The following is a 21,479-nucleotide window of genomic DNA, read 5'->3' on the forward strand; positions in this document are numbered from 1 at the left end:
CCTTCGCGCAGGGTTCCTGTTTTGTAACGAGTGCTGCGCATCCGGGTCGTTTCATGCCCGTTTCGCTTCCTGACAGTTGGGGAAAAGCCGATGCTGGTGATTGGTCCCGTGGATGAAGCCATCTGGCATTTCATCGGTCTGTTCAGGATCAGCGAAGAAGCGGGCCGGATGCGCGTTGACTATGATCCGATGCTGGGACGGCTTCAGGATCAGCAGCTCGATCCGATCCCGACGCAGGATTATGTGCCCGTCCTGCTGGCGACCAAGGGCGATTTCGAGGCCAGCTTCCGCAACATCGTGACCCCGACGCTACCGGCCCCGACGGCCGAGGGCGTGGAGCTGTCATGGATCGCCCCGACCGCGCCGATGAAGGTCTGGTCCGGCGGGCCGTGGGTCTCGCTGCCGGCGGGCGATTCCGTCGCCTCGGCGGCGGGTGCTGCGGCGCCGGTGCATTGGGTCCTGACCCCGCCGGGATCGGTGGTGGCGGTGATCCTGCAGCAGAACGCGCTGTTCGACGATGATTTCCTGAACCCGTCCGAGTTCGGCGACGCGCTGATCCCGGACACCGCCATCCTTGCGCGGCTTGAGACCCTGACCGAGGCCGCGCAGGCGCTCGGCGTCTCGCTGGCACTGGAGCTGCCCGAACATGAATCCGATTTCGTCGCCATGGCCGCGCAGGTCCAGCAGGCGTCGGTTGAGGCGATGGACGCCGAGGCCCCTGCCGGAGCCGTGGTCGCGCAGATCCATGGCGAGGACACCATCGGCCTGCACATCAATGGTGAGTTGGCCGAAGAGCGGCCCGAGGTGGACAGCCTCAAGCCCGTCTATCTGCGCCCCCAGCCCGAGCCAGAGGACGACGCGGCGCCTGATGACGGCCCCGCGCATGAGGTGGTCGCCGGGGCCAATGTGCTGGTCAATCAGGTCGCGCTGACCGCCAGCTGGATTTCCGCGCCGGTGCTGTATGTCGCCGGCCAGTCGATCAGCCACAACCTGATCAGCCAGGTCAATGTCGTCAGCGACATGGACAGCATCCACGTCGGCGGCTTTGGCAGCGGGCCGGTCAGCGGCCGGATCGGGGGCGAGGGGACGACGCAGAGCTTCAACATGGCCTCGATCACCGTGGTTTCGACCAGCGGGACCGGCACGGCCTCGACCGGCCATGCGGGCGGCGGGCCGATCTATGCGGTGGCGACGCTGGATGCGAGCCTTATCAGCCTCAACTGGGTCGATCAGCGCAACTTCGTCAGCGACAATGACGTGGCCTCGCTGACCCTGACCGGGTCCGAGACGCTGCTGGTGACCGGCGCCAATGGTGTGACCAGCACCATCTCGCTGCTGGAGCTGGGGGCGCAGTTCGACGTCATCGTGGTCGATGGCTCGATGATCAACATCAACGCGGTGCTGCAGACCAATGTGCTGCTGGATGACGACCGGATCAGCGTCAGCGGCGCGAATGGCGTCTCGATCAGCAGCGGCGACAACCTGCTGGTGAATGACGCGGTGATCTATCAAAGCGGCGCGATGCAGGGCGGGCAGCTGACGCAGGTGCAGATGCAGAACCTCGCCCATCCGCCCGGCACCGATCTGTCGTTGCCGGCGGTGACGCTGCAAGACCCCGCGCTGGCCGGGCTGGATGTTGTCCGCGTGCTGCACATCACCGGCGATCTGGTGTCGATGAATGTCATCCGCCAGACCAACATCCTGGGCGATTCCGACCAGATCCAGCTGAGCCTGTCCGAGGCGCAGCAGGCGATGGGCGACGCCGCGCATCTGTCGGTCGTCACCGGGTCGAACATGCTGGTCAATGCCGCCACCTTGGCCGAGTTCGGGGTCGATGCCACGGTCCATACCGGGCAGGGCTATTACAGCGACGCGCTGCTGCATCAGGCCGAGCTGATCTCGACCGACGATCCGCTGGCACCGGGCGCAGGCGCGCTGGCCAGCGAGGCGGTGCTGTTCCTCGCCGATTCCATGTTGGGCGACGATGATCCGGGCGGCGGCGATGTGACCTTCGGCCCGATGGCCGCGATGACCAGCGTGCCCGCCGACGTGATGCAGACGGTGCTTTCATGAGCCCGCGTGACGACACGATCACCGCAGAACCCCGTCCCCGCTTGCGTCTCGACAGCACCGCCCGCGTCGATCACCCCGATGTCGCCCGCACCGATGCGCCGCTGGGCACCGGCGCGACCATCGAGGGCAAGGCCGGACGCCTGCCGCCCCTGCCGGAAAACCCGAAGACCGCAGGCGGGCATGGCGGCGGCAAGGGGCCGGGCGGTGTCTTTCACAAGCGCACGACAGAACCCGATCTGGCCGCCGCGCTGCCGGCCAGCCTGCGCGCGATCTGGCCCAGCATCCTTGGCGTCGCGCTGTTTTCCAGCGTCACCAACCTGCTGGTGCTGGCGATCCCCATCTATCTGTTCCAGATCTCGGACCGGGTGCTGACCAGCCGGTCCAACGATACGCTGATCATGCTGACCGTGGTCATCATCGGCGCGGTGCTGCTGCAGGTGGTGTTCGATTCGCTGCGGCGGCTGATGCTGCTGCGGTGTTCCGTCGACATGTCGGCCCGGCTGGGCGCGCCGATCCTGTCGGCGGCGGCGCGGGCCTCGCTGCAAAGCAACGGGCGCGAGTATCAGATCCTTGGCGATCTGCAGCAATTGCGGGCGTTTCTCGTCTCGCCCACGCTGCTGTCCTTTCTGGACCTGCCCTTTGCGCCGCTGTTCATTCTGGCGATCTTTCTGGTCCACCCGCATCTGGGGCTGATCGTCATGGCAACGGCGCTGGTGCTGATGGTGATCGCGCTGCTGAACCAGCGGGCCACCGCGACGCCGTTCGGGCTGGCGAACCAGCATCAAAGCCTTGCCAACCTGCATCTCGATTCCATGGCCCGCAATTCGCAGATCATCAACGCTCTGGCCATGATCCCCGAGGCGGTGACGATCTGGGGCCGCGAGGCGTCGGGGTCGATGGCCGCGCAGGTCAAGGCGCAGGACCGCAACATCATGTTTTCCGGCGCGTCCCGCGCGGTGCGGCTGCTGACGCAGGTCGGGCTGCTGGGCTGGGGCGCCTATCTGGCGCTGCATGGCGAGATCACCGGCGGCATGGTCATCGCGGCCTCGATCATCGCCGGCCGCGCGCTGGCCCCGATCGAGGGCGCCATCGAGGGCTGGAACATCGCGCTGCTGGCGCGGGCATCCTATGGCCGCATCTCGAACCTGCTGAAATCCTCGGTCCTGAACACGCAGCGGCTGCGCCTGCCCAAGCCGGAAGGCCGGCTGGATGTCGAACGCCTGCTGTATGTGCCGCAGGGGACCAAGCGCGTGGTGCTGAACTCGCTGACCTTCTCGCTGCGGCCGGGGGCCTCGCTGGGGATCGTTGGCAATTCCGGCGCGGGCAAGACGACGCTGGGCAAGATGCTGGTGGGGTCGGTCCTGCCGACCTCGGGTGCGGTGCGGATGGACCTGATGGACCTGCGCAACTGGGATCAGCGGCAGCTGGGCCAGTCCATCGGCTATCTGCCGCAGGACGTGCAGCTGTTCCCCGGCACGATCAAAAGCAACATCGCCCGGATGCGCAGCGACGCCAGCGACCAGGACATCTATGACGCCGCCATCCTGGCCGATGTCCACGACATGATCGCCCGCCTGCCCGAGGGGTATGAGACCTTCGTCGCCGCCGACGGCTCGCCCCTGTCCGGCGGGCAAAAGCAGCGCATCGGGCTGGCGCGGGCGTTTTTCGGCAATCCGCGCATGGTGGTGCTGGACGAGCCGAACTCGAACCTCGACGCCGCCGGGGACAAGGCGCTGTCGCAGGCGCTGGCGCTGGCCCGGCAGCAGGGGATCACGGTCATCGTCATCACGCAGAAATCCTCGATCCTGCGCGATGTCGACAACATCATGCTGCTGGCCGACGGGCAGATCGCCATGTTCGGGGCGCGCGAACAGGTGTTGCAGCAACTCGCGCAGCGCCGGGCCGGGGCGGACACCACCGGCCGCACCAACCCGCAGACCCTGCCCGAAAGCGGAGTCACCACATGACCGACGCCACCGATTTCGAACAGCTCTACAGCGCGGTCCCGCGCTCGACGCGCTGGCACATGCTGCTGGGGCTGCTGCTGCTGGCGCTGTCCTTTGGCGGCTTTGGCGTCTGGGCCTTCCGCGCGCCGCTGGCGGCGGCGGTGATGGCGCCGGGCAGCTTTGTCGCCACCGGCCGCAACAAGATCGTGCAGCATCTGGAAGGCGGCATCATCAACGAGATTCTGGTGGAAGAGGGCGATTTCGTGGCCGCGGGCGAGACGCTGCTGGTGCTGGACCAGACCGCCGCCAACGCCAATCAGCGCGAGCTGGAACTGCGCCGCGCCCGGCTGGAGGCGATCACCGCGCGGCTGAGCGCCGAGTATCGCGGCCTCGACCAGCTGGACTTCCCGCAGGCGCTGCTGGACCGCCGCGACCTGCCGGAAATCGACGCCATCCTTGACGAACAGCATGCCGCCTTCGCCGGGGCCAAGGTCCGGCTGCAGGGCGAAATCGCGCTGCTGGAAAGCAACACCATCGCCAACCAGTCCCGCATCGCCGGGTTTCAGGGCCAGCTTGCCGCTGTCCAGACCCAGATCGACCTGCTGGAAGAGGACTTCGTCGCGCGCGAGGCGCTGCTGGAACGCGGCCTTGTCCGGCGCAGCGAGGTGAACCAGCTGGCCCGCGCCGTGGCCGATGCCAAGGGGCAGGCCGACCGGCTGCGCTCGCAGATCGCCGAGACCGAAGAGGCGGTGGCCAAGACCAACCGCCAGATCGAACAGACCCTGACCCAGGCCCGCCAGACCGCGCTTGAGGAGCAGCAGCTGATCGAGGCCGATCTGGACAGCATCCGCGAACAGGCCTCCAAGGCCCATGACGTGCTGACCCGCGCGCAGATCCAGTCGCCGGTCGCCGGGACCATCGTGCGGATGCACTATCACACCACCGGCGGCGTGATCGAGGCCGGCAAGCCCATCTTCGAGATCCTGCCCCAAGACGCCCCCCTGCTGATCGAGGCGCATGTCTCGCGCGGGGATGTCGATGATGTGCGCGTCGGGCACCGCGCCTCGGTCCGGCTGACGTCGCTGAACCAGCGCACGACGCCGGTGCTGGAAGGCGAGCTGGTCTATCTGTCCGCCGACGCGCTGACCACCAGCACCCAGGCCGGCGCGCAAGAGGTGTTTGTCGTCCGCATCCAGTTGCCGCCCGAGGAGCTGTCGCGCGTCAAGGGCTTCCGCCCGACGCCGGGGATGCCGGCCGAGATCATGATCGAGACCGCCTCGCGCACCTTCGCGCAATATATCATCAAGCCCATTCAGGACAGCCTGTCCCGCGCCTTCCGCGAGAACTGACCGCGCCCCCGCCGGCCCGATGCAACTTTTCCGCCTGCCGATCCGTCATCTAATGTGACGCATCTGAACAAGCGGAGAGAATTCATGTCCCTGATCGTGCTGTATCTGTCCAGCCTGACCGTGTTCCTTGTCCTCGACATGATCGGGATCACCCAGATGATCCGGCCGATCTTCGAACGCCATGTCGGGCATCTGCTGGCCGATCCGCTGCGGCTGGGACCGGCGGCGGGCTTCTATGCCGCCTATGTCGCGGGGCTTTTGTATTTCGTCTCGGTCCCGGCGCTGAACGCCGACCGGCCCTTGCAGGCGCTGCTGGGCGGGGTGCTGATCGGGCTGATGGCCTACGGCACCTATGAGTTCACCAACCTCGCCACCCTGCGCGACTGGAGCTGGAATCAGGTCATTGTCGACACGCTGTGGGGCGCCAGCCTGACCGGCGTCACGGCCTGGGCCGGGGTGCTGTTCACCCGCGCCGTCACATGAGGGCGCTGGTGCTGGGCAGCAGCGGCGGCATCGGGGCCGCGCTGGCGGATGCCTTGCGCAGGCAGGGGGCCGAGGTCACGGGGCTGTCGCGCAGCGGCGACGGGCTGGACCTGACCCGGCAGGAGTCGGTGGCGCAGGCTGCCGCTGGGCTCGACGGCGAATTCGACCTGATCCTGAACGCGACCGGCGCGCTGGTCATTGACGGTTATCAGCCGGAAAAGAGCCTGTCATCCGTCGAAGCTCAGGGCATGGCCGCGCAATTCGCGCTGAACGCCACCGGCGTGGCGCTGGCGCTGCGCTATTTCAGCCCGCTGCTGCGCAGACAGGGGCGGTCGGTCTTTGCCTCGCTGTCGGCGCGGGTGGGGTCCATCGGGGACAACCGGCTGGGCGGCTGGATCGCCTATCGCGCCGCCAAGGCCGCGCAGAACCAGATCATCCGCACCGCCGCCATCGAGATCGCCCGCAAACGCCCGCAATCCATCGTCGTGGCCTTGCACCCCGGCACGGTCGAGACACCCCTGACCGCACGTTATGCCGCAAACCACCCCACCATCACCCCCGCGCAATCGGCCCAAGCCCTGCTGGGCGTGATCGAGGCGCTGACCCCGCAGGACAGCGGCAGCTTTCACGACTGGAAGGGCCAGCCGGTCGTCTGGTAGCGGCCGCATGGCGCTTCGACGTCACGCGCAGCCCAGGGCGAACAGGGCCGCCACCCTGACCCTCACCCGCCATAAGGCTGCAGCGCCGCCAGATGCGCCGCCGCCGCCTCGCGCAGCGCCTTCTGCTCGGCCTTGGGCTTGCGGCGCCAGCTCTGCACGATCACCTTCATGCGATGGTTCTGCGCCCAACGATCCTCGTGCCGGGCGATGAAATCCCAATAGAGCGCATTCCACGGGCAGGCGTCGGGCCCGGTCCGTCGCTTCGGATCAAAGGCGCAGCCGCCGCAATAATCCGACATCTTGTCGATGTAGTTCGCGCTCGCCGCATAGGGTTTGGTCCCCAGCAAGCCGCCATCGGCATATTGCGACATCCCCAGCGTGTTCGGCAGCTCGACCCATTCATAGGCGTCGGCATAGACGCCCAGATACCAGCGATGAACCGCCACCGGATCGGCGCCGATCAGCAGCGCATAGGTGCCGGTGATCATCAGGCGCTGGATGTGGTGGGCGTAAGCGGTGTCGAGCGTCTGGCCGATCACCTGCGACAGACAGCGCATGTTGGTCTCGCCTGTCCAATAAAAGCCGGGCAGGGGCCGCTCCGCGCCCAGCACGTTCATCGCGGCATAGTCCGGCATCTTCAGCCAATAGACCCCGCGCACATATTCGCGCCAGCCGATGATCTGGCGGATAAAGCCCTCGACCGCATTCAGGGGCGCGCGGCCGGCCTGCCACTCTGCCTCGGCCCGGCGGCACAGGTCCAGCGGGTCCAGCAGCCCGAGGTTCAGATAGGGCGACAGCAGCGAGTGATACATGAACGGCCGGTCGGCCAGCATCGCGTCCTGATAGCGGCCGAAATCGGGCAGGGCGTCGCGCAGGAAGGCGTCGCGGGCGGCCTCGGCACCCGCGCGGGTCACCTGCCAGTGAAACGGGCGCAGGCGGCCGAAATGGTCGGGGAACTGCGCCTCGACCATGTCCAGCACCTCGGCAGTGACGGGGTCGTCGGCGCCTGTCGGGGGCGCGGGCAGGAACAGGCTGTCGCGGGGCGGGTTGCGGTTTTCGGCGTCCAGGTTCCAGACCCCGCCGGCGGGCTGGTCCTCCTGCATCAGCAGCCCGGTCTGGCGGCGCATGACGCGGTAGAAATGCTCCATCACCAGCGTCTTGCGGTCGGCCGCCCAGTTGGCAAAGGCATCGCGGCTGCACAGAAAGCGGCTGTCGTCGCGGATCAGGATAGGCCGGTGCAGACGCGCCTCCCAGCCCTGCATCGTGTCCCACAGCCGCCACTCGCCCGGTTCGGTGATGACCACGGTTTCAGGGTCATGGGCGGCGATGGCGTCGGCAAGCGCGCTTTCCAGATCAGGCAGGCCCTCGGTCAGCTTGCGGTAATCGACCTGCCAGCCCGCCTGCCGCAGCTCTTGCGCGAAATGGCGCATGGCGGCAAAGACCAGCGCCAGCTTTTGCTTGTGGTGGTCGGCGTAAGCCGCCTCGGCCGCGACCTCGGCCATCAGGATGACGTCGCGGGACTTGTCGCCCCCCAGCAGCGAGGAAATCCCCGGCGTCAGCTGGTCGCCGAGGATCAGGACCAGCCTGCGCGTCATGCGCGCGGCAGCAGCGGCAGGAAGGCGTCGGATATCCGCGCCGAGCTGGGTTTGGTGAACGAGCCCCAGGTCGCCACCACCTGCCCCTGCGGGTCCAGCAGCACCTTGTTGAAGTTCCATTTCGGCACGAAACCCGCCGTCTCGGCCAGCCAGCGATAGAAGGGATGCGCCTGCGCCCCCGTCACCGGCAGGATGTCGGTCATCGGCAGGGTGATGCCATACTGGATGGTGCAGAACTCCTTGACGCGCTTGGCGTCGTCATATTCCTGCGCAAAGGCGTCCGAGGGCACCGCCAGCACCACCAGCCCGCGCGGGCCATAGGTTTCGTGCAGCGTCTGCAAGCCGGCCAGCTGCGGGGTGAAGCCGCAAAGCGAGGCGGTGTTGACCACCAGCACCGGGCGGCCGCGCCAATCGGCGGTGTTCAGCGTGCCGCCGTCGATGGACGGAAAGCTGAAACTGGGCGCGGCCCCGGCCCCGGCGGCAAGGCCGCGGCTGGGCAGCAGCCCCGACATCAGCGCCAGGGCCGACAGCGAGGTCAGCGTGAAACGGCGTCGGTTCATGTCATGTCCTTTCCCGAGAAATAGCGCCATGCAAGCGCGACAATGCCAAGCGCGGCCAGCGCCGCGACGGGCCAGTAATCGGCACGGAAATTGGCGGCGACGATGCCAAGGGCGGCCCAACCGACGGCCAGCGGATAGCTCCAGACATCGGGCCGCCGCGCCTGCACGATCAGCGCCACGGCCAGCACCAGCGCCAGCAGGATCAGGGCGGCGGGCTGCGGCGACAGCACGGCATGGCCCGACAGCGTCACCGCCAGCGCCACGCCGCTGGCCGCCGTCAGCCAGCCCGCGTAAAGCCCGATGGGCTGGGCCTGCAGCAGCGGATCGCGGTGGCCGGCGCGCAGCATGGCCGCAATCGCCGCCGCCGCCATGATCAGGATCATCACCGTGGCCGCGATGGGCGCCATGTTGGCGACCGCGATCCACGGCACGCCCACCGCCAGCGACAGCGCCAGCGCCGGCCGCGCAGGCTGCCAGTCCGGGTCATCCGCCCGCCGCCAGACGCCATAGCCAAGCCCGATGATCAGCCACAGATAGATGATGCCCCAGATCGAGAACGCCCAGCCGGCAGGCTGCGCGGGCCAGTGGTCCAGCACGACCGGAAACTGGTCCTTGGTGAACCCGTTGAAGCCGTCGCTGAACAACGGCGACACCGCAAACGCCACCGCGAGGATCAGAACCAGCCACGCCCAGATACGATCGGTCATCTTACCAGCCTCTTTGTGATCGGAATCAATGCCCAATATGGCAACAGGCGCAGCAGCTTCAGCGCAAGGGTCAATCGGCGCGGAAAGTGGATCTCGAACCCCTTGCGGTCCAGCCCGCGCAGGATCGCCGCTGCCGCCTGATCGGGCTGAATGATGAAGGGCATGTCGAACTCGTTCAGGCGCGTCATGCGGCTGTCGACAAAGCCGGGGTTGATGATCCGCACATCGGTCTGGCCGGCAAGCTCGGCCCGCAGCGTCTCGGCGAGGTTGATGATCCCGGCCTTGGTCGCGGAATAGATCTGCCCCTGCGGCAGCCCCACATAGCCCGCGACCGAGCCGGTCAGCGCAAGCTGGCCGCGCTGCCTCAGCAGCGGTTGCGCCAGATGGACGAAGTTCAGCGTGCCGGTCAGGTTCACGGTGACGATCTGCGCGGCCTGTTCGGGGTCGGCCTCCATCGCCTTGCCCGGCGCATAAAGGCCCGCCAGCGTGATCGCCCGGTCCAGCTTGCCGCCCGCCGCGATGATCTCGGCAGCGGCGGCAAGGCTTTCGCGGTCGGCGATGTCGGCGGGAACCACCTGCGCGCCGGGGCAGTCGGCGGCGACGGCCTGCAGCGCCTCGGCGCGCCGGGCCGAGAGGATCAGCGCGGCCCCGCGCCGCGCATAGGCGCGGGCGAGTTCCGCGCCGATGCCGTCGCTGGCCCCCATGATCCAGATCCGTTCGGTCATATCGCACCCCTCCGCCAGAACCACGCCAAGACCGCGATGGCCGCCGCGCGCAGCAGCAGCGGCGCCCCGGCATAAAGCAGCAGCAACAGCCGCAGCGCGGCGCCGTCGTTGTCCGCCCCCGGCTGAAACCCCGCGCCCTGCAGCAGCGGCAGGGCAATCGCGCCGGCCAGCGCCAGCGCGGCCTTGGTCAGAAACCCCAGCGCGGCATAGGCGCGGCCGGCGGCACGCTCGGTCGCGGTGGCCTCGATCCGCGCCGACAGGATGGCGGGCGGCAGCACCAGATCGGCCCCGAAGCAGAAACCGGTGGCAACGCAGATCAGCGCAAAGGCCGCGACATCGCCGTGCCCCAGCGTCAGGGCAAAGGCAAAGCCCGCGACCGACAGCGCGAGCGAGGCGCCCCAGACCGGCACCGCGCCGAACCGCCCGGCCAGCCGCCCGGCAAGCGCCGCACCCGGCAGGGCGGCGAGGAAATAGCACAGCAGCAGCGCCCCGGTCAGCCCCTCGGCGCCCAGCAGATCGCGGATCAGCATCAGGATCAGCGTGGCGGGCAGCGCCGCCGACAGCAGGACCAGCGCCGCGATGGCGTAGAACGGCGCCAGCGCCGGCCAGTCGGGCGCGGCCTCGGCGGCCGGACGCAATTCCAGCCGCGCGCCCTGGCGCCAGCGGCGAAAGAGGGGCAGGGTCACCGCCAGCGCCACCGCCAGCAGCAGCGCCGTCACCAGCAGCCCGGCCTGCCGCCCGATCAGCGGCGCGAGGAAGGCGGGCAGCACCACCGCCGCGATCAGCCCGGCGAGGCCGAACCCCTCTCGCACAGCGCTGATCCGCGCCTTGTCGGCCGGATCGCGCCGCCACAGCCCGCCCAGCGTCATCAGCGTCACCGAGATCAGGCTGTGCCCGACCGTCGCCACCGCCATCGCCAGCGCGAACCAGACCAGCGGCGCAGGCCCGGCGGGCGCGAACAGCGCCGCGACCCCCGCCGCCAGCAGCACCGCGCCGCCGGTCAGCAACACGCCGCGCGCAGCCGGCCAGCGGTCGCCCGCCCAACCCGCCAGCGGATCGAGCGCGGCATCCAGCAGCCGCAGCCAGAACAGCGTCACCCCCAGCGCCGCCAGCGGCACGCCCAACTGCGCGGCATAGAAATCCGGCGCGTGGATATAAAGCGGCAACCCCCCGAAGGCGAGCGGCAAAGCCAGCGCCCCATGCGCCGCCAGATCGCCGCGCGACAGCGCCGCGCCTCGGGCGCGACCCCCGCCCGCAGCGACCGGCGCGCCTGGGGCGAGTGCCTCAGCCATGGCTCAGCCGGTATTGCACCACATCGGTGCGCCCGACGTCGAAGGCCGCGGCGCAGGCGGCCAGATAGAACCGCCAGACCCGGATGAAGCCGTCGTCAAAGCCCATCTCGCGGATCTGCGGCAGGCGCGCGTCGAAACGGGACAGCCACTCGGTCAGGGTGCGGGCGTAGTCCTTGCCAAAGCCATGCGCCTCGTCCACGCGCAGGCCGGCGGCGGTGGCCTCGGCCTCGAACCGGGTCGGGCAGGGCAGCATTCCGCCGGGAAAGATGAAGCTGCGGATCATGTCGCCGCCCTTGCGATAGCGGTCGAAATAGCGGTCGGCGACGGTGATGGTCTGGATCATCGCCCGGCCCTTGTCCGACAGCAGCTCGGCCAGCTTGCCGAAATAGACCGGCCAGAAGCGCTCGCCCACCGCCTCGAACATCTCGATGCTGACGATGTGGTCGAAGCGGCCGGACTGGTCGCGATAATCCCGCAAGGCGATCTCGGCCTCGCCCTGCAGCCGCTCGCGGGCGTATTCCGCCTGCTCTTGCGACAGGGTCAACCCGCGGGTGTGGAAATCGCCGCGTTCCAGCGCGCGTTCGGCAAACCCGCCCCATCCGCAGCCGATCTCGAGCAGCCGGCCCGATCCGGTGTCCAGCCCGTCGATCAGCCGGTCGTATTTGCGCCGCTGCGCCGCCGCCAGATCGTCGCCGGGGGCATAAAGCGCCGAGGAGTAGGTCATCGTCTCGTCCAGCCACAGCCGGTAGAACTCGTTGCCCAGGTCGTAATGGGCGGCGATGTTGCGGCGCGCGCCGCGGCGGGTGTTGCGGTTCAGCAGATACAGCGCCTGCATGGCCAGCCCCTGCAGGCGGTGGCCATAGATATAGCGGTCGAGTGCGGCCTCGTTCATCAGGCCGAAGGTCAAGAGCGCGGTCAGGTCGGGGCTGTCGACCCAGCCGTCGCGGTAAGCCTCGGTCAGCCCGACATCCCCGCGCGAGGCGAGGGCGGGGACCATCCGCCAGTCGGTGATCTGCATCTCGGCATCCGGGCCGGGGGCGGCGCCGGCAAAGACGCGGGTCGTCCCCTCGGGCGTGGTCAGGCGCAGGCTGCCATGGCTGACGCCGTCCAGCGCGCGCAGGAATTCGTCACGGATATGGCGTTCGAACATGCTAACTCTCCGTTGTCTCGCTGGCGTCGGACCGTGTCCGCGCCAGTTGTTCCGGCTTGCGTCGATAGGCGACGCCGCGCGCCGCCAGCTTCAATGCCTGCCAGTATATCAGCCCGATGACCTTCTGGCTTTGCATCGGATGGCGCAGCATGGCGCGGCGCAGGCTGGTCCGCGTCAGCGCGCGCGCCGGCCCGGTCATCGCGGTCCCCAGCCGCAGCGAGCCATCCGCGCCCAGCCAGTCGATCCAGGCGCCGAAGCGGTCGGGGCCGGGGTGAAAGCGGAAGCGATAGCTGCCGCCGCGCGGCAGGAAGGGCGAGACGTGGAACAGCTTTTCGCCGCTGAGCCGGTCGCTGCGGGTGATCGGGCGGTTGTCGGGGTGGCGGCACAGATACAGATGCCGCTCGCCAAAGGTGTTGGACACCTCGGCCAGCACCGCGCGCAGGCCCCGTTCGTCGCGGGCCAGCCAGAAGCTGACCGGGTTGAAGCCGTAACCGGATGTGCGCGGCAGGGTGATCAGCGTCACGTCGCAATGCGCCAGCCCATGCGGGTCCAGCTGCGCTGCGATGAAGTCCTGCAGCGGCCGGCCGTCGCAAAAGCCGTAATCGCGCCGGCGCAGCGACCATAGCCCCGCCCGGTCGGGGGCCAGCGGCAGGCGCGCGTCTTCCAGCGCTGCCAGCGGGGTCGCCAGATAGGTGGCGCGATAGCGGAACTGGCGCGAGACATCGCCCGACCGGCCGTGCCAGATCGTCGCATCGATCAGCGCGCCGTCCCACAGATCGCTCATGCCGGGATCTCGGCCAGCGGCGCGGCCCAGGGATCGGGGCCAAAGGGCCATTTGACGCCCATCGACTGCGCGACGCGCAACGCCGACAGCAGCCCGTCCTCGTGAAAGCCGTATCGCGTCCAGGCGCCCGCGTAATGGACCCCGCCGCGCCCTTGGATCAGCGGCAGGCGTTCCTGCGCGGACAGCGCCGCGTCGTCGAATTGGGGGTGGTGAAACACCTCTTCGTCGTGGATGTGACGCGGCTCGATCTCCGGGTTCAGGGTCACGATCAGCGGCTGCGGCGTGTCGAGGTTCTGCAGCCGGTTCATCCAGTAGGACAGGCTGATCGGCCGGTCGGTGGGCGGGGTGTCGCCCTGCGTGACATAGTTCCACGCCGCCCATGCCGATTTCCGGCGCGGCATCAGCTTTGGGTCGGAATGCAGCACCATGCGGTTCGGCTGCGTGCGCAGCGCGCCCAGGATCGCGCGTTCCTGCGCGTCGGGGCGGTCCAGCATGGCCAGCGCCTGCGGCGCATGGGTGGCCAGCACGACGCGGTCGAAGCGTTCGACCCCGCGCGGGCTGGTGACATCGACCCCGGTTTCGGTGCGCTGGACCGAAAAGACCGGGCAGCCCAGCCGCACCTCGCCCCGCAGCCGCGACAGGATGGCGTCGACATAGACGCGCGCGCCGCCAGTGACGGTTAGCCATTGCGGCTGGCCGTTGACCGACAGCAGCCCGTGATTGTCGAAGAACCGCACGAAGGCGTCGGCGGGGAAGTTCATCATCCGCTCGGTCGGGGTCGACCAGATCGCGCCCGAGATGGGCAGCAGGAAGCGGTCGCGGAACTCGTCCCCCAGCCGCATGGCCGAGATCATCTCGCCGATGCTGCCGCCGGAACTGGCGTAGTCGGGGGCTTCGCGGAAAAAGCGCATGATGTCGCGGATCAGCCGCCAGTGCCCGGCCTCGACAAGACACATCGGGCGGGCGAACATGGCGCGGGTGCTGAAGGTGCCGTATTCATAGGCGCCGGCGCCGAAGCTGGCGGAAAACGACATGTCGCTGCGTTCCAGCGCCACGCCCAGATGTTTCATCAGCGGCACGAACAGCGGATAGGTGCGGCGGTTGCAGACGATGAAGCCGGTATCGACCGACACCCCGCCTGCGGTGACGGTGCGGGCATGGCCGCCGGCGCGGGGCGCGGCCTCGAACAGGGTGATGTCGTGATGGGGGTCCAGCAGAAAGGCGCTGCCAAGCCCCGAGATGCCGCTGCCGATGATCGCGGTCTTCAGCCGAGTGTTCAAGCCATCGCTCCGATTGGGTAGGGTGGTCCAGTCGGCACAAGGGGCGCTTGCGCGCCCCTTGGCCTGGCCGGTGGGGTCTGCAACCGTGGGGCGTTGCAGGGGCTGGTGGGGTCCAGCGGCACCGGCCGGTGCGTTGCCTGCCTTACATGGCGGGCATCAGCACTCCGTCGATGACATGCACGACGCCATTGCCGGCCTCGAGATCGGCGGCGGTGACGGTGACGCTGTCATTGATCTTCACCATGCCGTCCATGACGCTCAGCTTGAGCGCGCAGTTGCCGATGGTGGTGACTTCGGCCATGCCGTTGCCATCCGCGACCATCTTGACGACATCGGCGGCCATCGCCTTGGCGCCGACGACGTGGCAGCCGAGGATGCTGGTCAGCATTTCCTTGTTCTCGGGCTTCAGCGCGTCTTCCAGCGCACCGGCGGGCAGGGCGGCAAAAGCCTCGTCGGTCGGGGCGAATACGGTGAACGGACCTTCGCCCGAAAGCGTCTCGGCCAGACCGGCGGCGATTACGGCCGCTTCCAGCGTGGTGTGGGCGTCCGAACCGACGACGATATCCACGACGGTCGCGGGCATCGCATCCTGCGCCGGTGCCATGGTCGCAAAGCCGGTCAGCGCAAGGGCGGTGGCGGCGGCGGCGGTGGTTTTCAGAAAGGTCATTGGTGGTTCCTCCATTTGTGGGACAATGAAGGGACGGGAGGGGTTTGCGATTTGTTGCACCGCTCACAGTTTCGTGATCAGATTGCGCCGATTGGCCGCAACACAGGGCGGTTGTATGCCGCCGCGCCCTGTCGCAAACTGCCCGCGACCCTGTCTGGAGTGTCCATGCCCGTGCCCAACGACCTTGCCGACATGCTAGCGCGGGTGGCCATGCGCGACCGGGCGGCGTTCTCGCGCCTGTATCAGGCGACGGGGCCGAAACTTTTCGCCATCTGCCTTCGTATCCTCAAGGACAGAACCGAGGCCGAGGACGCGTTGCAGGATATTTTCGTCAAGATCTGGCATAGCGCCGACCGCTATAGCACCGCCATCGCCAGCCCGCAGGCCTGGCTGAACACGGTGACGCGCAACCATGCCATCGACCTGCTGCGCGCACGCAAGCCCGGCGGCGGCGATCTGGACGCGGCCGAAACGCTGGCCGACGACGCCCCCACGCCCGAGGACAGCGCCGTCACCGCCTCGGAAGGGCGGCGCATCGACGCCTGCATCTCGGCGCTGAACCCGCCGCGGGGCGAGGCCGTGCGCCTCGCCTATGTCGAGGGCGACAGCTATATCGAGCTGTCGCAGCGGTTCGACGTGCCGATGAACACCATGCGGTCATGGCTGCGCCGCAGCCTGATCCAACTGCGCGAGTGTCTGAGCCATGGCTGAGCGCGATCCGATGCAACCCTCCGATTCGGACATCGCCACGGCGGGCGAATATGTGCTGGGCACCCTGCCGCAGCCCGAGCGGCAGGAATTCGCGCGCCGTCTGGAAACCGACGAGGCGCTGCAGCATCAGGTCAGGCTGTGGCAGACGCAGTTCTCACCCCTGACGGACGAGGTGACGGCGGTGCCGGTGCCGCAGCATGTCTGGGCCGGTCTGCAGGCGCGGCTGTTCAGCGATACCGCGACGCCGGGGCAGACGGGGGTGCCGCGCTTCTGGCGCTGGCTGGGCATCGGCTCGGCGCTGGTCGCGGCCTCGCTGCTGGCGGTGGTGCTGCTGGACCCGCTGTCGACCATCGGCCCGCAGGCGCCGGCGGATGAGCGGCTTTGGGTGTCGGACATGGTCTCGCAGGATGGCGAGATCCGGCTGGCGGCGCTGTATGACGAGGACAAGGGCGAGATGCGCGTCTCGGTCGGCGGTCAGGCGCCGGGCGAGGGCCGCGATTGGGAGCTGTGGCTGATCAAGGACGAGATGGCGCCGATCTCGCTGGGGGTCATGCCCCGGCAGGGCACCGCCGCCATGCCGATCCCGGACGAATTGCGGGCGCTGGTCGCCGATGCGACGCTGGCCATCACCGACGAACCCGCCGGCGGCTCGCCGCAGGGGGTGGCCACCGGGCCGGTCGTCGCCGCCGCGCAGCTGCGCCGGATCTGACGCGGGGCCGGTCGAGGCGGGCGTTTCCGCGCCCGCCGCGCCTTTTCCGGCCCGCCGTGACGGCAAAGGGCTGACCCCGGCCCGAAACCCGCCTATAGACGCCGCAGACAAAGGGATCTTGCATGGCCAATCATCTGTATCAGAACGACCTGCCCGACGAGCTTGACCTTGGCCCGGTGGTGGCCATCGACACCGAGACGATGGGCCTCGACCCGCGCCGCGACCGGCTGTGCCTGGTGCAGATGTCCTCGGGCGATGGCGACGCGCATCTGGTCCAGATCGCCCAGGGCCAGACCGAGGCGCCGAACCTGACCCGGATGCTGGAAGATCCGCGCGTGCTGAAGCTGTTCCATTACGGCCGTTTCGACATCGCGATGCTGGAAAACGCCTTTGGCGTCACCACCGCGCCGGTCTGGTGCACCAAGATCGCGTCCAAGCTGATCCGCACCTATACCGACCGCCACGGGCTGAAATACCTGCTGCAGGCGCTGGCGGATGTCGACATCTCGAAACAGCAGCAGACCTCGGACTGGGGGGCCGTCGAACTGACCGAGGCGCAGATCGAATATGCCGCCTCCGACGTGCTGCACCTGCACAAGCTGCGCGACAAGCTGGAAGCGCTGCTGATCCGCGAGGATCGTCTGGCGCTGGCGCAGGCCTGTTTCGACTTTCTGCCCACCCGCGCCCGGCTGGACCTGCTGGGCTGGGGGGATGACAACGACATCTTCCACCACTAGATGCCGGGGATGAGCATCTATCTGGACACCGCCCGCCGCGTCATCGCGACCGAGGCCGACGGGCTGGCCGCCCTGTCGGACAGCCTTGGCGACAGCTTCGACCGCGCCGTGGAAACCATCCTCGCCGCGCGGGGCCGGGTCGTGGTCTCGGGCATGGGCAAATCCGGCCATATCGGGCGCAAGCTGGCGGCCACGCTGGCCAGCACCGGCACGCCGGCGCAGTTCGTCCACCCCGCCGAGGCCAGCCACGGCGATCTGGGCATGGTCACGCAGGGCGATGTGGTCATCGTCATCTCGAATTCCGGTGAGACGCCCGAGATCGCCGATATCGTGGCGCATACCCGCCGGTTCGAGATCCCGCTGATCGGCATTGCCGGTCGCCCTGGCTCGACCCTGATGCGGCAAAGCGATGTCGCGCTGCTGCTGCCGCAAGCGCCCGAAGCCTGCGGCAAGGACATCGTGCCCACCACCTCGACCACCATGACGCTGGCGCTGGGCGATGCGCTGGCGGTGGCGCTGATGGAGCATCGGCGCTTTACCCCCGAACATTTCCGCACCTTCCACCCCGGCGGCAAGCTGGGCGCCAAGCTGGCCCGGGTCGGCGACCTGATGCATCAGGACATGCCGCTGGTCGGTCTGGACACGCCGATGACCGAGGCGCTGCTGACGATCAGCCAGAAGGGCTATGGCGTGACCGGCGTGACGCATCAGGACGGGCGGCTGGCCGGGATCATCACCGATGGCGACCTGCGGCGGCACATGCAGGGGCTTCTGGACCTGCGGGCCGCCGATGTGATGACCCCCAGCCCGCGCACCATCCTGCCCGATCAACTGGCCGAGGCGGCCTTGGCGGAAATGCAATCGCGCAAGATCACCTGCCTTTTCGCGGTCGAGGACGACCAGCCGCGCGGCATCCTGCACATCCATGACTGTCTGCGCGCCGGGATCGTCTGACCATGCGCTCGCGGCTGATCGCCTGGCTGCGCGTGATCCTGCCGCTGGCGGCGCTGGCGATCCTGTCGACGCTGTTCCTGCTGGGCCGCAAGCCCGATCCTGACGCCGCGATCCCCTATGCCGAGGTCGATGCCCAGGATCTGGCCCGCGACCCGCGAATGACCCGCCCCGAATTTGCGGCCGTCACCGATGGCGGCGCGGCGGTGACGCTGACCGCCGAGCAGCTGCGCCCCGGCGCCGACGATTCGGGGGCGGCGCAGGGGTTGCGGCTGACCTGGCGCGCGGCCGAGGGGCTGGCCGCCGATCTGACCGCCCCCACCGCGCGGGTCGAGGATCAGGTCGTGCACCTGTCGGGCGGGGTGCGGATGACCACCTCGGACGGCTGGGCTATGACCATCCCGCAGATCGAGGGCGATCTGGTCGGCGACAGCATCTCTGGTTCGGGCGGGTTGCAGGGATTCGCGCCGCTGGGCCGGGTGCGGGCCGACAGCCTCGAATGGACGCGCGGCGATGACGGGCAGCAGCACTTGCGTTTGAACGGCGATGTGCGTCTGCTATACCAGCCCTGACGTCGCTATTTCCTGCCTGCCGACCGACCCCAAGCGTCCCGAAAGGAACCCCAGATGCGCCGCGCCGTGACCCTTGCAACCCTGCTGATGCTGGCCGCGCTGCCGGGGCTGGCGCAGACCGTGGCCTTTGGCGGGATCAAGGCAGATGTCTCGGCGCCGGTCGAACTGTCGGCCGACAGCCTCAGCGTCAATCAGAGCACGGGGCAGGCGGTGTTCAGCGGCAATGTCCGCATCGGACAGGGCGAGATGAAGCTGGCCGCCGACGAGGTCGTCGTGCACTACGCCAAGGACAGCCAGCAGAAAATCGACACGCTCGAGGCCACCGGCAACGTCACCCTGGTCAGCGGCCCCGACGCGGCCGAGGCAGAGCGGGCGGTCTATGACGTGGCCACGGGCAACATCACCCTCAGCGGGCAGGTGTTGCTGACGCAGGGCCAGAACATCCTGTCGGGCGACAGCATGCAGGTGAACCTGGCCGACGGCACCGCGCAGGTGACCGGGCGGGTGCGGTCGGTCCTGCAACCGGGCGGCAACTGATGCCGCCGGTCGCGGGCGCCGTGCCCAAGGGGCTGTCGGTCCGCAACCTGCGGAAATCCTATAGCCGCCGTCTGGTCATCCGCGATGTCGATCTCGATCTGGCGCAGGGCGAGATCGTGGCCCTGCTGGGCCCCAATGGCAGCGGCAAGACCACCTGTTTCTATTGCATCGCCGGTCTGGTCGCGCCCGATTCGGGGCAGGTCAGCATCGACGGGCAGGATGCCAGCTTTCTGCCCATGTATCGCCGCGCCCGGCTGGGCATCGGCTATCTGCCGCAGGAAATGTCGATCTTTCGCGGGCTCACGGTGGAACAGAACATCGCCGCCGTCCTCGAGGTGGTCGAAGGGAACGCCCACCGCCGCCGCGAGCGGTTGGAGGAGTTGCTGGGCGAGTTCTCGATCGGCCATATCCGCCACGCCTCGGCCATGGCGCTGTCGGGCGGCGAGCGCCGCCGGGCCGAGATCGCGCGCTGCCTTGCCGCCGGGCCGCGCTATCTGCTGCTGGACGAACCCTTTGCCGGGGTGGACCCCATCGCGGTGGCGGATATCCGCGGGCTGGTGCAGGATCTCAAGACCCGCGGCATCGGCGTGCTGATCACCGACCACAATGTCCGCGAGACCTTGGGCATCGTCGACCGCGCCTATATCCTGCATGACGGCCATGTGCTGATGTCGGGCACCACCGACCAGATCATCGCCGATCCCCGCGTCCGCGAGGTCTATCTGGGCGACACCTTCAGCATGACCTGACGCTTTGGCGCGATGTCGCATCCGGCTGTCGTTGACAGTCCCGCAGGCCGGTCGCAGACTGGAATCATCGGTGAAATTCCGCCCCTATTCCGGCGGGAGCCGATGATGAAAGGGAAAAGAGAATGCGTTACCAGATCAGTGGAAAACAGATCGATATCGGCGAGGCCCTGACTCAGCACGTCAAGACACAGCTGGGCGAGACCATCGAAAAATACGCACAGCGCCCGACCGAGGTCATCGTCACCTTCTCGAGAAAGGCGCATATGCTGACCTGCGACGTGCTGGTGCATCTTTCCACGGGACTGAACGTGCAATCCAAGGGCGAGGCCCCGGAAATCTACGCCGCCTTCGAGGCCGCGCGCGAGCGGATGGACAAGCAGCTGCGCCGCTACAAGCGCCGGCTCAAGGATCATTACAAGGACCGCTCGTCGCCGGTTGAATTCGGCGCCGCCGGGCTATATGTGCTGCCCGCCGACGAGGACGAGTGGGAATCGCAGGACGAATCCGGCCTGCAGCCCGTCATCGTGGCCGAAATGGAATCGCGTGTGCCGACCCTGTCCGTCGGTGACGCCGTCATGCAGATGGAATTGGCAGGCGCGCCCCTGCTGGTCTTCCGCAACGAGAAACATGGGGGCGTGAATGTCGTGCACCGCCGCGATGACGGCAATATCGGCTGGATCGACCCCCGCAACCTGAAATAGCCGCGCCTGGACGCGGCAGGCGCCCCGCCAGTGCGGGCGGGGCGCCGCAAGGACCAAGGTGACATGCAACTCAGCACGATTCTCAAACCCGCCGCCGTGCGTGCCCTTCCGCAGGTCACGTCGCGCAAGCGGCTGTTTCAGGACATCGCCGCCCTTGGCCGTCAGGTCTATGGCCTGGACGAGGGGCGGACGCTGGATGCCCTGCAGGAACGCGAAAGCCTGGGCCCGACCGGCGTCGGCAATGGCGTGGCCCTGCCCCATGCGCGGCTGCACCAGCTCAAGGATGTGGCGGGGGTGTTCGTCAAGCTGGATCGCCCGCTGGATTTCGACGCCGTGGACCGCCAGCCGGTCGATCTGGTCTTTGCGCTGTTCGCGCCCGATGACAGCGGAGTGGACCACCTGAAGGCCTTGGCGCTGGTCTCGCGCACCCTGCGCGACGCCGATCTGCGCGCCAAGCTGAGGGCCAATTCCGACCCGGCGGCGCTGCATGCGATCCTGACCTCGGGGCCGGGGATGAAGGCCGCCTGATCGCGGCTGCTTGG

General features: G+C 68.3%; 23 protein-coding genes. 14 read left to right on the forward strand and 9 right to left on the reverse strand.

What is annotated here, in order from left to right; all coding sequences use genetic code 11:
• Positions 1–108: 108 nt before the first annotated feature.
• The 5 genes from CYR75_RS14615 (at position 109) to CYR75_RS14635 (ending at position 6,510) form a co-directional block, all read left to right on the forward strand.
• Positions 109–2,073, forward strand: coding sequence for an autotransporter outer membrane beta-barrel domain-containing protein (locus CYR75_RS14615; RefSeq protein ID WP_158644676.1), 1,965 nt, complete (start codon positions 109–111; stop codon positions 2,071–2,073).
• Positions 2,070–4,040, forward strand: a complete 1,971-nt coding sequence (locus CYR75_RS14620) for a type I secretion system permease/ATPase (RefSeq protein ID WP_101500706.1) — start codon at positions 2,070–2,072, stop codon at positions 4,038–4,040. Before CYR75_RS14615 ends, CYR75_RS14620 begins: the two co-directional genes overlap by 4 nt.
• A complete protein-coding gene (locus CYR75_RS14625) occupies positions 4,037–5,368 on the forward strand; it encodes an HlyD family type I secretion periplasmic adaptor subunit (protein ID WP_101500707.1) in 1,332 nt (443 codons plus the stop codon). The genes CYR75_RS14620 and CYR75_RS14625 overlap by 4 nt, the downstream gene beginning before the upstream one ends.
• Positions 5,369–5,452: 84 nt before the next feature.
• The gene (locus CYR75_RS14630) at positions 5,453–5,851 is read left to right on the forward strand and encodes a DUF2177 family protein (protein WP_101500708.1); all 399 of its coding nucleotides are present in this window, start codon (positions 5,453–5,455) and stop codon (positions 5,849–5,851) included.
• Positions 5,848–6,510: an SDR family NAD(P)-dependent oxidoreductase gene (locus CYR75_RS14635; protein ID WP_101500709.1), complete on the forward strand. Its 663-nt coding sequence runs from the start codon at positions 5,848–5,850 to the stop codon at positions 6,508–6,510. Before CYR75_RS14630 ends, CYR75_RS14635 begins: the two co-directional genes overlap by 4 nt.
• Before the next feature lie 62 nt (positions 6,511–6,572).
• Here CYR75_RS14635 and CYR75_RS14640 read toward each other — a convergent pair whose 3' ends face one another.
• The 9 genes from CYR75_RS14640 to CYR75_RS14680 form a co-directional block, all read right to left on the reverse strand.
• The gene (locus CYR75_RS14640; RefSeq protein ID WP_101500710.1) at positions 6,573–8,105 is read right to left on the reverse strand and encodes a cryptochrome/photolyase family protein; all 1,533 of its coding nucleotides are present in this window, start codon (positions 8,103–8,105) and stop codon (positions 6,573–6,575) included.
• The gene (locus tag CYR75_RS14645) at positions 8,102–8,665 is read right to left on the reverse strand and encodes a glutathione peroxidase (RefSeq protein WP_225972761.1); all 564 of its coding nucleotides are present in this window, start codon (positions 8,663–8,665) and stop codon (positions 8,102–8,104) included. Before CYR75_RS14645 ends, CYR75_RS14640 begins: the two co-directional genes overlap by 4 nt.
• Positions 8,662–9,372 (reverse strand): hypothetical protein, encoded by a 711-nt coding sequence (locus tag CYR75_RS14650; protein WP_101500711.1) that lies wholly within the window; start codon positions 9,370–9,372, stop codon positions 8,662–8,664. The genes CYR75_RS14645 and CYR75_RS14650 overlap by 4 nt, the downstream gene beginning before the upstream one ends.
• Complete coding sequence (locus tag CYR75_RS14655; protein WP_192876662.1) at positions 9,369–10,097, reverse strand: SDR family NAD(P)-dependent oxidoreductase; 729 nt, start codon at positions 10,095–10,097, stop codon at positions 9,369–9,371. Before CYR75_RS14655 ends, CYR75_RS14650 begins: the two co-directional genes overlap by 4 nt.
• Positions 10,094–11,389 (reverse strand): MFS transporter, encoded by a 1,296-nt coding sequence (locus CYR75_RS14660; protein ID WP_101500712.1) that lies wholly within the window; start codon positions 11,387–11,389, stop codon positions 10,094–10,096. Before CYR75_RS14660 ends, CYR75_RS14655 begins: the two co-directional genes overlap by 4 nt.
• The gene (locus CYR75_RS14665; protein ID WP_101500713.1) at positions 11,382–12,539 is read right to left on the reverse strand and encodes an SAM-dependent methyltransferase; all 1,158 of its coding nucleotides are present in this window, start codon (positions 12,537–12,539) and stop codon (positions 11,382–11,384) included. Before CYR75_RS14665 ends, CYR75_RS14660 begins: the two co-directional genes overlap by 8 nt.
• Position 12,540: 1 nt before the next feature.
• Positions 12,541–13,323: a DUF1365 domain-containing protein gene (locus CYR75_RS14670; RefSeq protein ID WP_101500714.1), complete on the reverse strand. Its 783-nt coding sequence runs from the start codon at positions 13,321–13,323 to the stop codon at positions 12,541–12,543.
• Positions 13,320–14,603, reverse strand: a complete 1,284-nt coding sequence (locus CYR75_RS14675) for an NAD(P)/FAD-dependent oxidoreductase (protein ID WP_225972762.1) — start codon at positions 14,601–14,603, stop codon at positions 13,320–13,322. Before CYR75_RS14675 ends, CYR75_RS14670 begins: the two co-directional genes overlap by 4 nt.
• A 142-nt stretch (positions 14,604–14,745) precedes the next feature.
• Positions 14,746–15,270, reverse strand: coding sequence for a fasciclin domain-containing protein (locus tag CYR75_RS14680; RefSeq protein ID WP_101500715.1), 525 nt, complete (start codon positions 15,268–15,270; stop codon positions 14,746–14,748).
• 165 nt (positions 15,271–15,435) lie between these two features.
• Here CYR75_RS14680 and CYR75_RS14685 point away from each other — a divergent pair, with 165 nt between their 5' ends.
• The 9 genes from CYR75_RS14685 (at position 15,436) to CYR75_RS14725 (ending at position 21,465) form a co-directional block, all read left to right on the forward strand.
• A complete protein-coding gene (locus CYR75_RS14685) occupies positions 15,436–15,981 on the forward strand; it encodes a sigma-70 family RNA polymerase sigma factor (protein WP_101501076.1) in 546 nt (181 codons plus the stop codon).
• The gene (locus CYR75_RS14690; protein ID WP_225972763.1) at positions 15,974–16,690 is read left to right on the forward strand and encodes an anti-sigma factor; all 717 of its coding nucleotides are present in this window, start codon (positions 15,974–15,976) and stop codon (positions 16,688–16,690) included. The genes CYR75_RS14685 and CYR75_RS14690 overlap by 8 nt, the downstream gene beginning before the upstream one ends.
• A 122-nt stretch (positions 16,691–16,812) precedes the next feature.
• Positions 16,813–17,427: a ribonuclease D gene (locus CYR75_RS14695; RefSeq protein WP_101500716.1), complete on the forward strand. Its 615-nt coding sequence runs from the start codon at positions 16,813–16,815 to the stop codon at positions 17,425–17,427.
• Positions 17,428–17,436: 9 nt separating this feature from the next.
• Entirely contained in the window at positions 17,437–18,381 is a 945-nt protein-coding gene (locus CYR75_RS14700) for a KpsF/GutQ family sugar-phosphate isomerase (RefSeq protein WP_101500717.1), read from the forward strand.
• A 2-nt stretch (positions 18,382–18,383) separates the two neighbouring features.
• On the forward strand, positions 18,384–18,950 hold the full coding sequence (locus tag CYR75_RS14705; RefSeq protein ID WP_101500718.1) for a hypothetical protein: 567 nt from the start codon (positions 18,384–18,386) through the stop codon (positions 18,948–18,950).
• Positions 18,951–19,004: 54 nt separating this feature from the next.
• Complete coding sequence (gene lptA, locus CYR75_RS14710) at positions 19,005–19,487, forward strand: lipopolysaccharide transport periplasmic protein LptA (RefSeq protein ID WP_101500719.1); 483 nt, start codon at positions 19,005–19,007, stop codon at positions 19,485–19,487.
• On the forward strand, positions 19,487–20,236 hold the full coding sequence (gene lptB / locus CYR75_RS14715; protein ID WP_101500720.1) for an LPS export ABC transporter ATP-binding protein: 750 nt from the start codon (positions 19,487–19,489) through the stop codon (positions 20,234–20,236). Before lptA ends, lptB begins: the two co-directional genes overlap by 1 nt.
• Positions 20,237–20,358: 122 nt before the next feature.
• The gene (gene hpf / locus CYR75_RS14720) at positions 20,359–20,937 is read left to right on the forward strand and encodes a ribosome hibernation-promoting factor, HPF/YfiA family (protein ID WP_101500721.1); all 579 of its coding nucleotides are present in this window, start codon (positions 20,359–20,361) and stop codon (positions 20,935–20,937) included.
• 63 nt (positions 20,938–21,000) lie between these two features.
• The gene (locus tag CYR75_RS14725; protein WP_101500722.1) at positions 21,001–21,465 is read left to right on the forward strand and encodes a PTS sugar transporter subunit IIA; all 465 of its coding nucleotides are present in this window, start codon (positions 21,001–21,003) and stop codon (positions 21,463–21,465) included.
• Positions 21,466–21,479: the final 14 nt, after the last annotated feature.

Source organism: Paracoccus jeotgali, assembly GCF_002865605.1.
GTDB classification, from domain to species: domain Bacteria; phylum Pseudomonadota; class Alphaproteobacteria; order Rhodobacterales; family Rhodobacteraceae; genus Paracoccus; species Paracoccus jeotgali.

Coding starts and splice junctions, on each gene's coding strand:
- CYR75_RS14620 (WP_101500706.1), top strand. CDS start 2,070: ATGAGCCCGCGTGACGACACGATCACCGCAGAACCCCGTCCCCGCTTG.
- CYR75_RS14625 (WP_101500707.1), top strand. CDS start 4,037: ATGACCGACGCCACCGATTTCGAACAGCTCTACAGCGCGGTCCCGCGC.
- CYR75_RS14630 (WP_101500708.1), top strand. CDS start 5,453: ATGTCCCTGATCGTGCTGTATCTGTCCAGCCTGACCGTGTTCCTTGTC.
- CYR75_RS14635 (WP_101500709.1), top strand. CDS start 5,848: ATGAGGGCGCTGGTGCTGGGCAGCAGCGGCGGCATCGGGGCCGCGCTG.
- CYR75_RS14640 (WP_101500710.1), bottom strand. CDS start 8,105: ATGACGCGCAGGCTGGTCCTGATCCTCGGCGACCAGCTGACGCCGGGG.
- CYR75_RS14645 (WP_225972761.1), bottom strand. CDS start 8,665: ATGAACCGACGCCGTTTCACGCTGACCTCGCTGTCGGCCCTGGCGCTG.
- CYR75_RS14650 (WP_101500711.1), bottom strand. CDS start 9,372: ATGACCGATCGTATCTGGGCGTGGCTGGTTCTGATCCTCGCGGTGGCG.
- CYR75_RS14655 (WP_192876662.1), bottom strand. CDS start 10,097: ATGACCGAACGGATCTGGATCATGGGGGCCAGCGACGGCATCGGCGCG.
- CYR75_RS14660 (WP_101500712.1), bottom strand. CDS start 11,389: ATGGCTGAGGCACTCGCCCCAGGCGCGCCGGTCGCTGCGGGCGGGGGT.
- CYR75_RS14665 (WP_101500713.1), bottom strand. CDS start 12,539: ATGTTCGAACGCCATATCCGTGACGAATTCCTGCGCGCGCTGGACGGC.
- CYR75_RS14670 (WP_101500714.1), bottom strand. CDS start 13,323: ATGAGCGATCTGTGGGACGGCGCGCTGATCGATGCGACGATCTGGCAC.
- CYR75_RS14680 (WP_101500715.1), bottom strand. CDS start 15,270: ATGACCTTTCTGAAAACCACCGCCGCCGCCGCCACCGCCCTTGCGCTG.
- CYR75_RS14685 (WP_101501076.1), top strand. CDS start 15,436: ATGCCCGTGCCCAACGACCTTGCCGACATGCTAGCGCGGGTGGCCATG.
- CYR75_RS14690 (WP_225972763.1), top strand. CDS start 15,974: ATGGCTGAGCGCGATCCGATGCAACCCTCCGATTCGGACATCGCCACG.
- CYR75_RS14695 (WP_101500716.1), top strand. CDS start 16,813: ATGGCCAATCATCTGTATCAGAACGACCTGCCCGACGAGCTTGACCTT.
- CYR75_RS14700 (WP_101500717.1), top strand. CDS start 17,437: ATGAGCATCTATCTGGACACCGCCCGCCGCGTCATCGCGACCGAGGCC.
- CYR75_RS14705 (WP_101500718.1), top strand. CDS start 18,384: ATGCGCTCGCGGCTGATCGCCTGGCTGCGCGTGATCCTGCCGCTGGCG.
- lptA (WP_101500719.1), top strand. CDS start 19,005: ATGCGCCGCGCCGTGACCCTTGCAACCCTGCTGATGCTGGCCGCGCTG.
- lptB (WP_101500720.1), top strand. CDS start 19,487: ATGCCGCCGGTCGCGGGCGCCGTGCCCAAGGGGCTGTCGGTCCGCAAC.
- hpf (WP_101500721.1), top strand. CDS start 20,359: ATGCGTTACCAGATCAGTGGAAAACAGATCGATATCGGCGAGGCCCTG.
- CYR75_RS14725 (WP_101500722.1), top strand. CDS start 21,001: ATGCAACTCAGCACGATTCTCAAACCCGCCGCCGTGCGTGCCCTTCCG.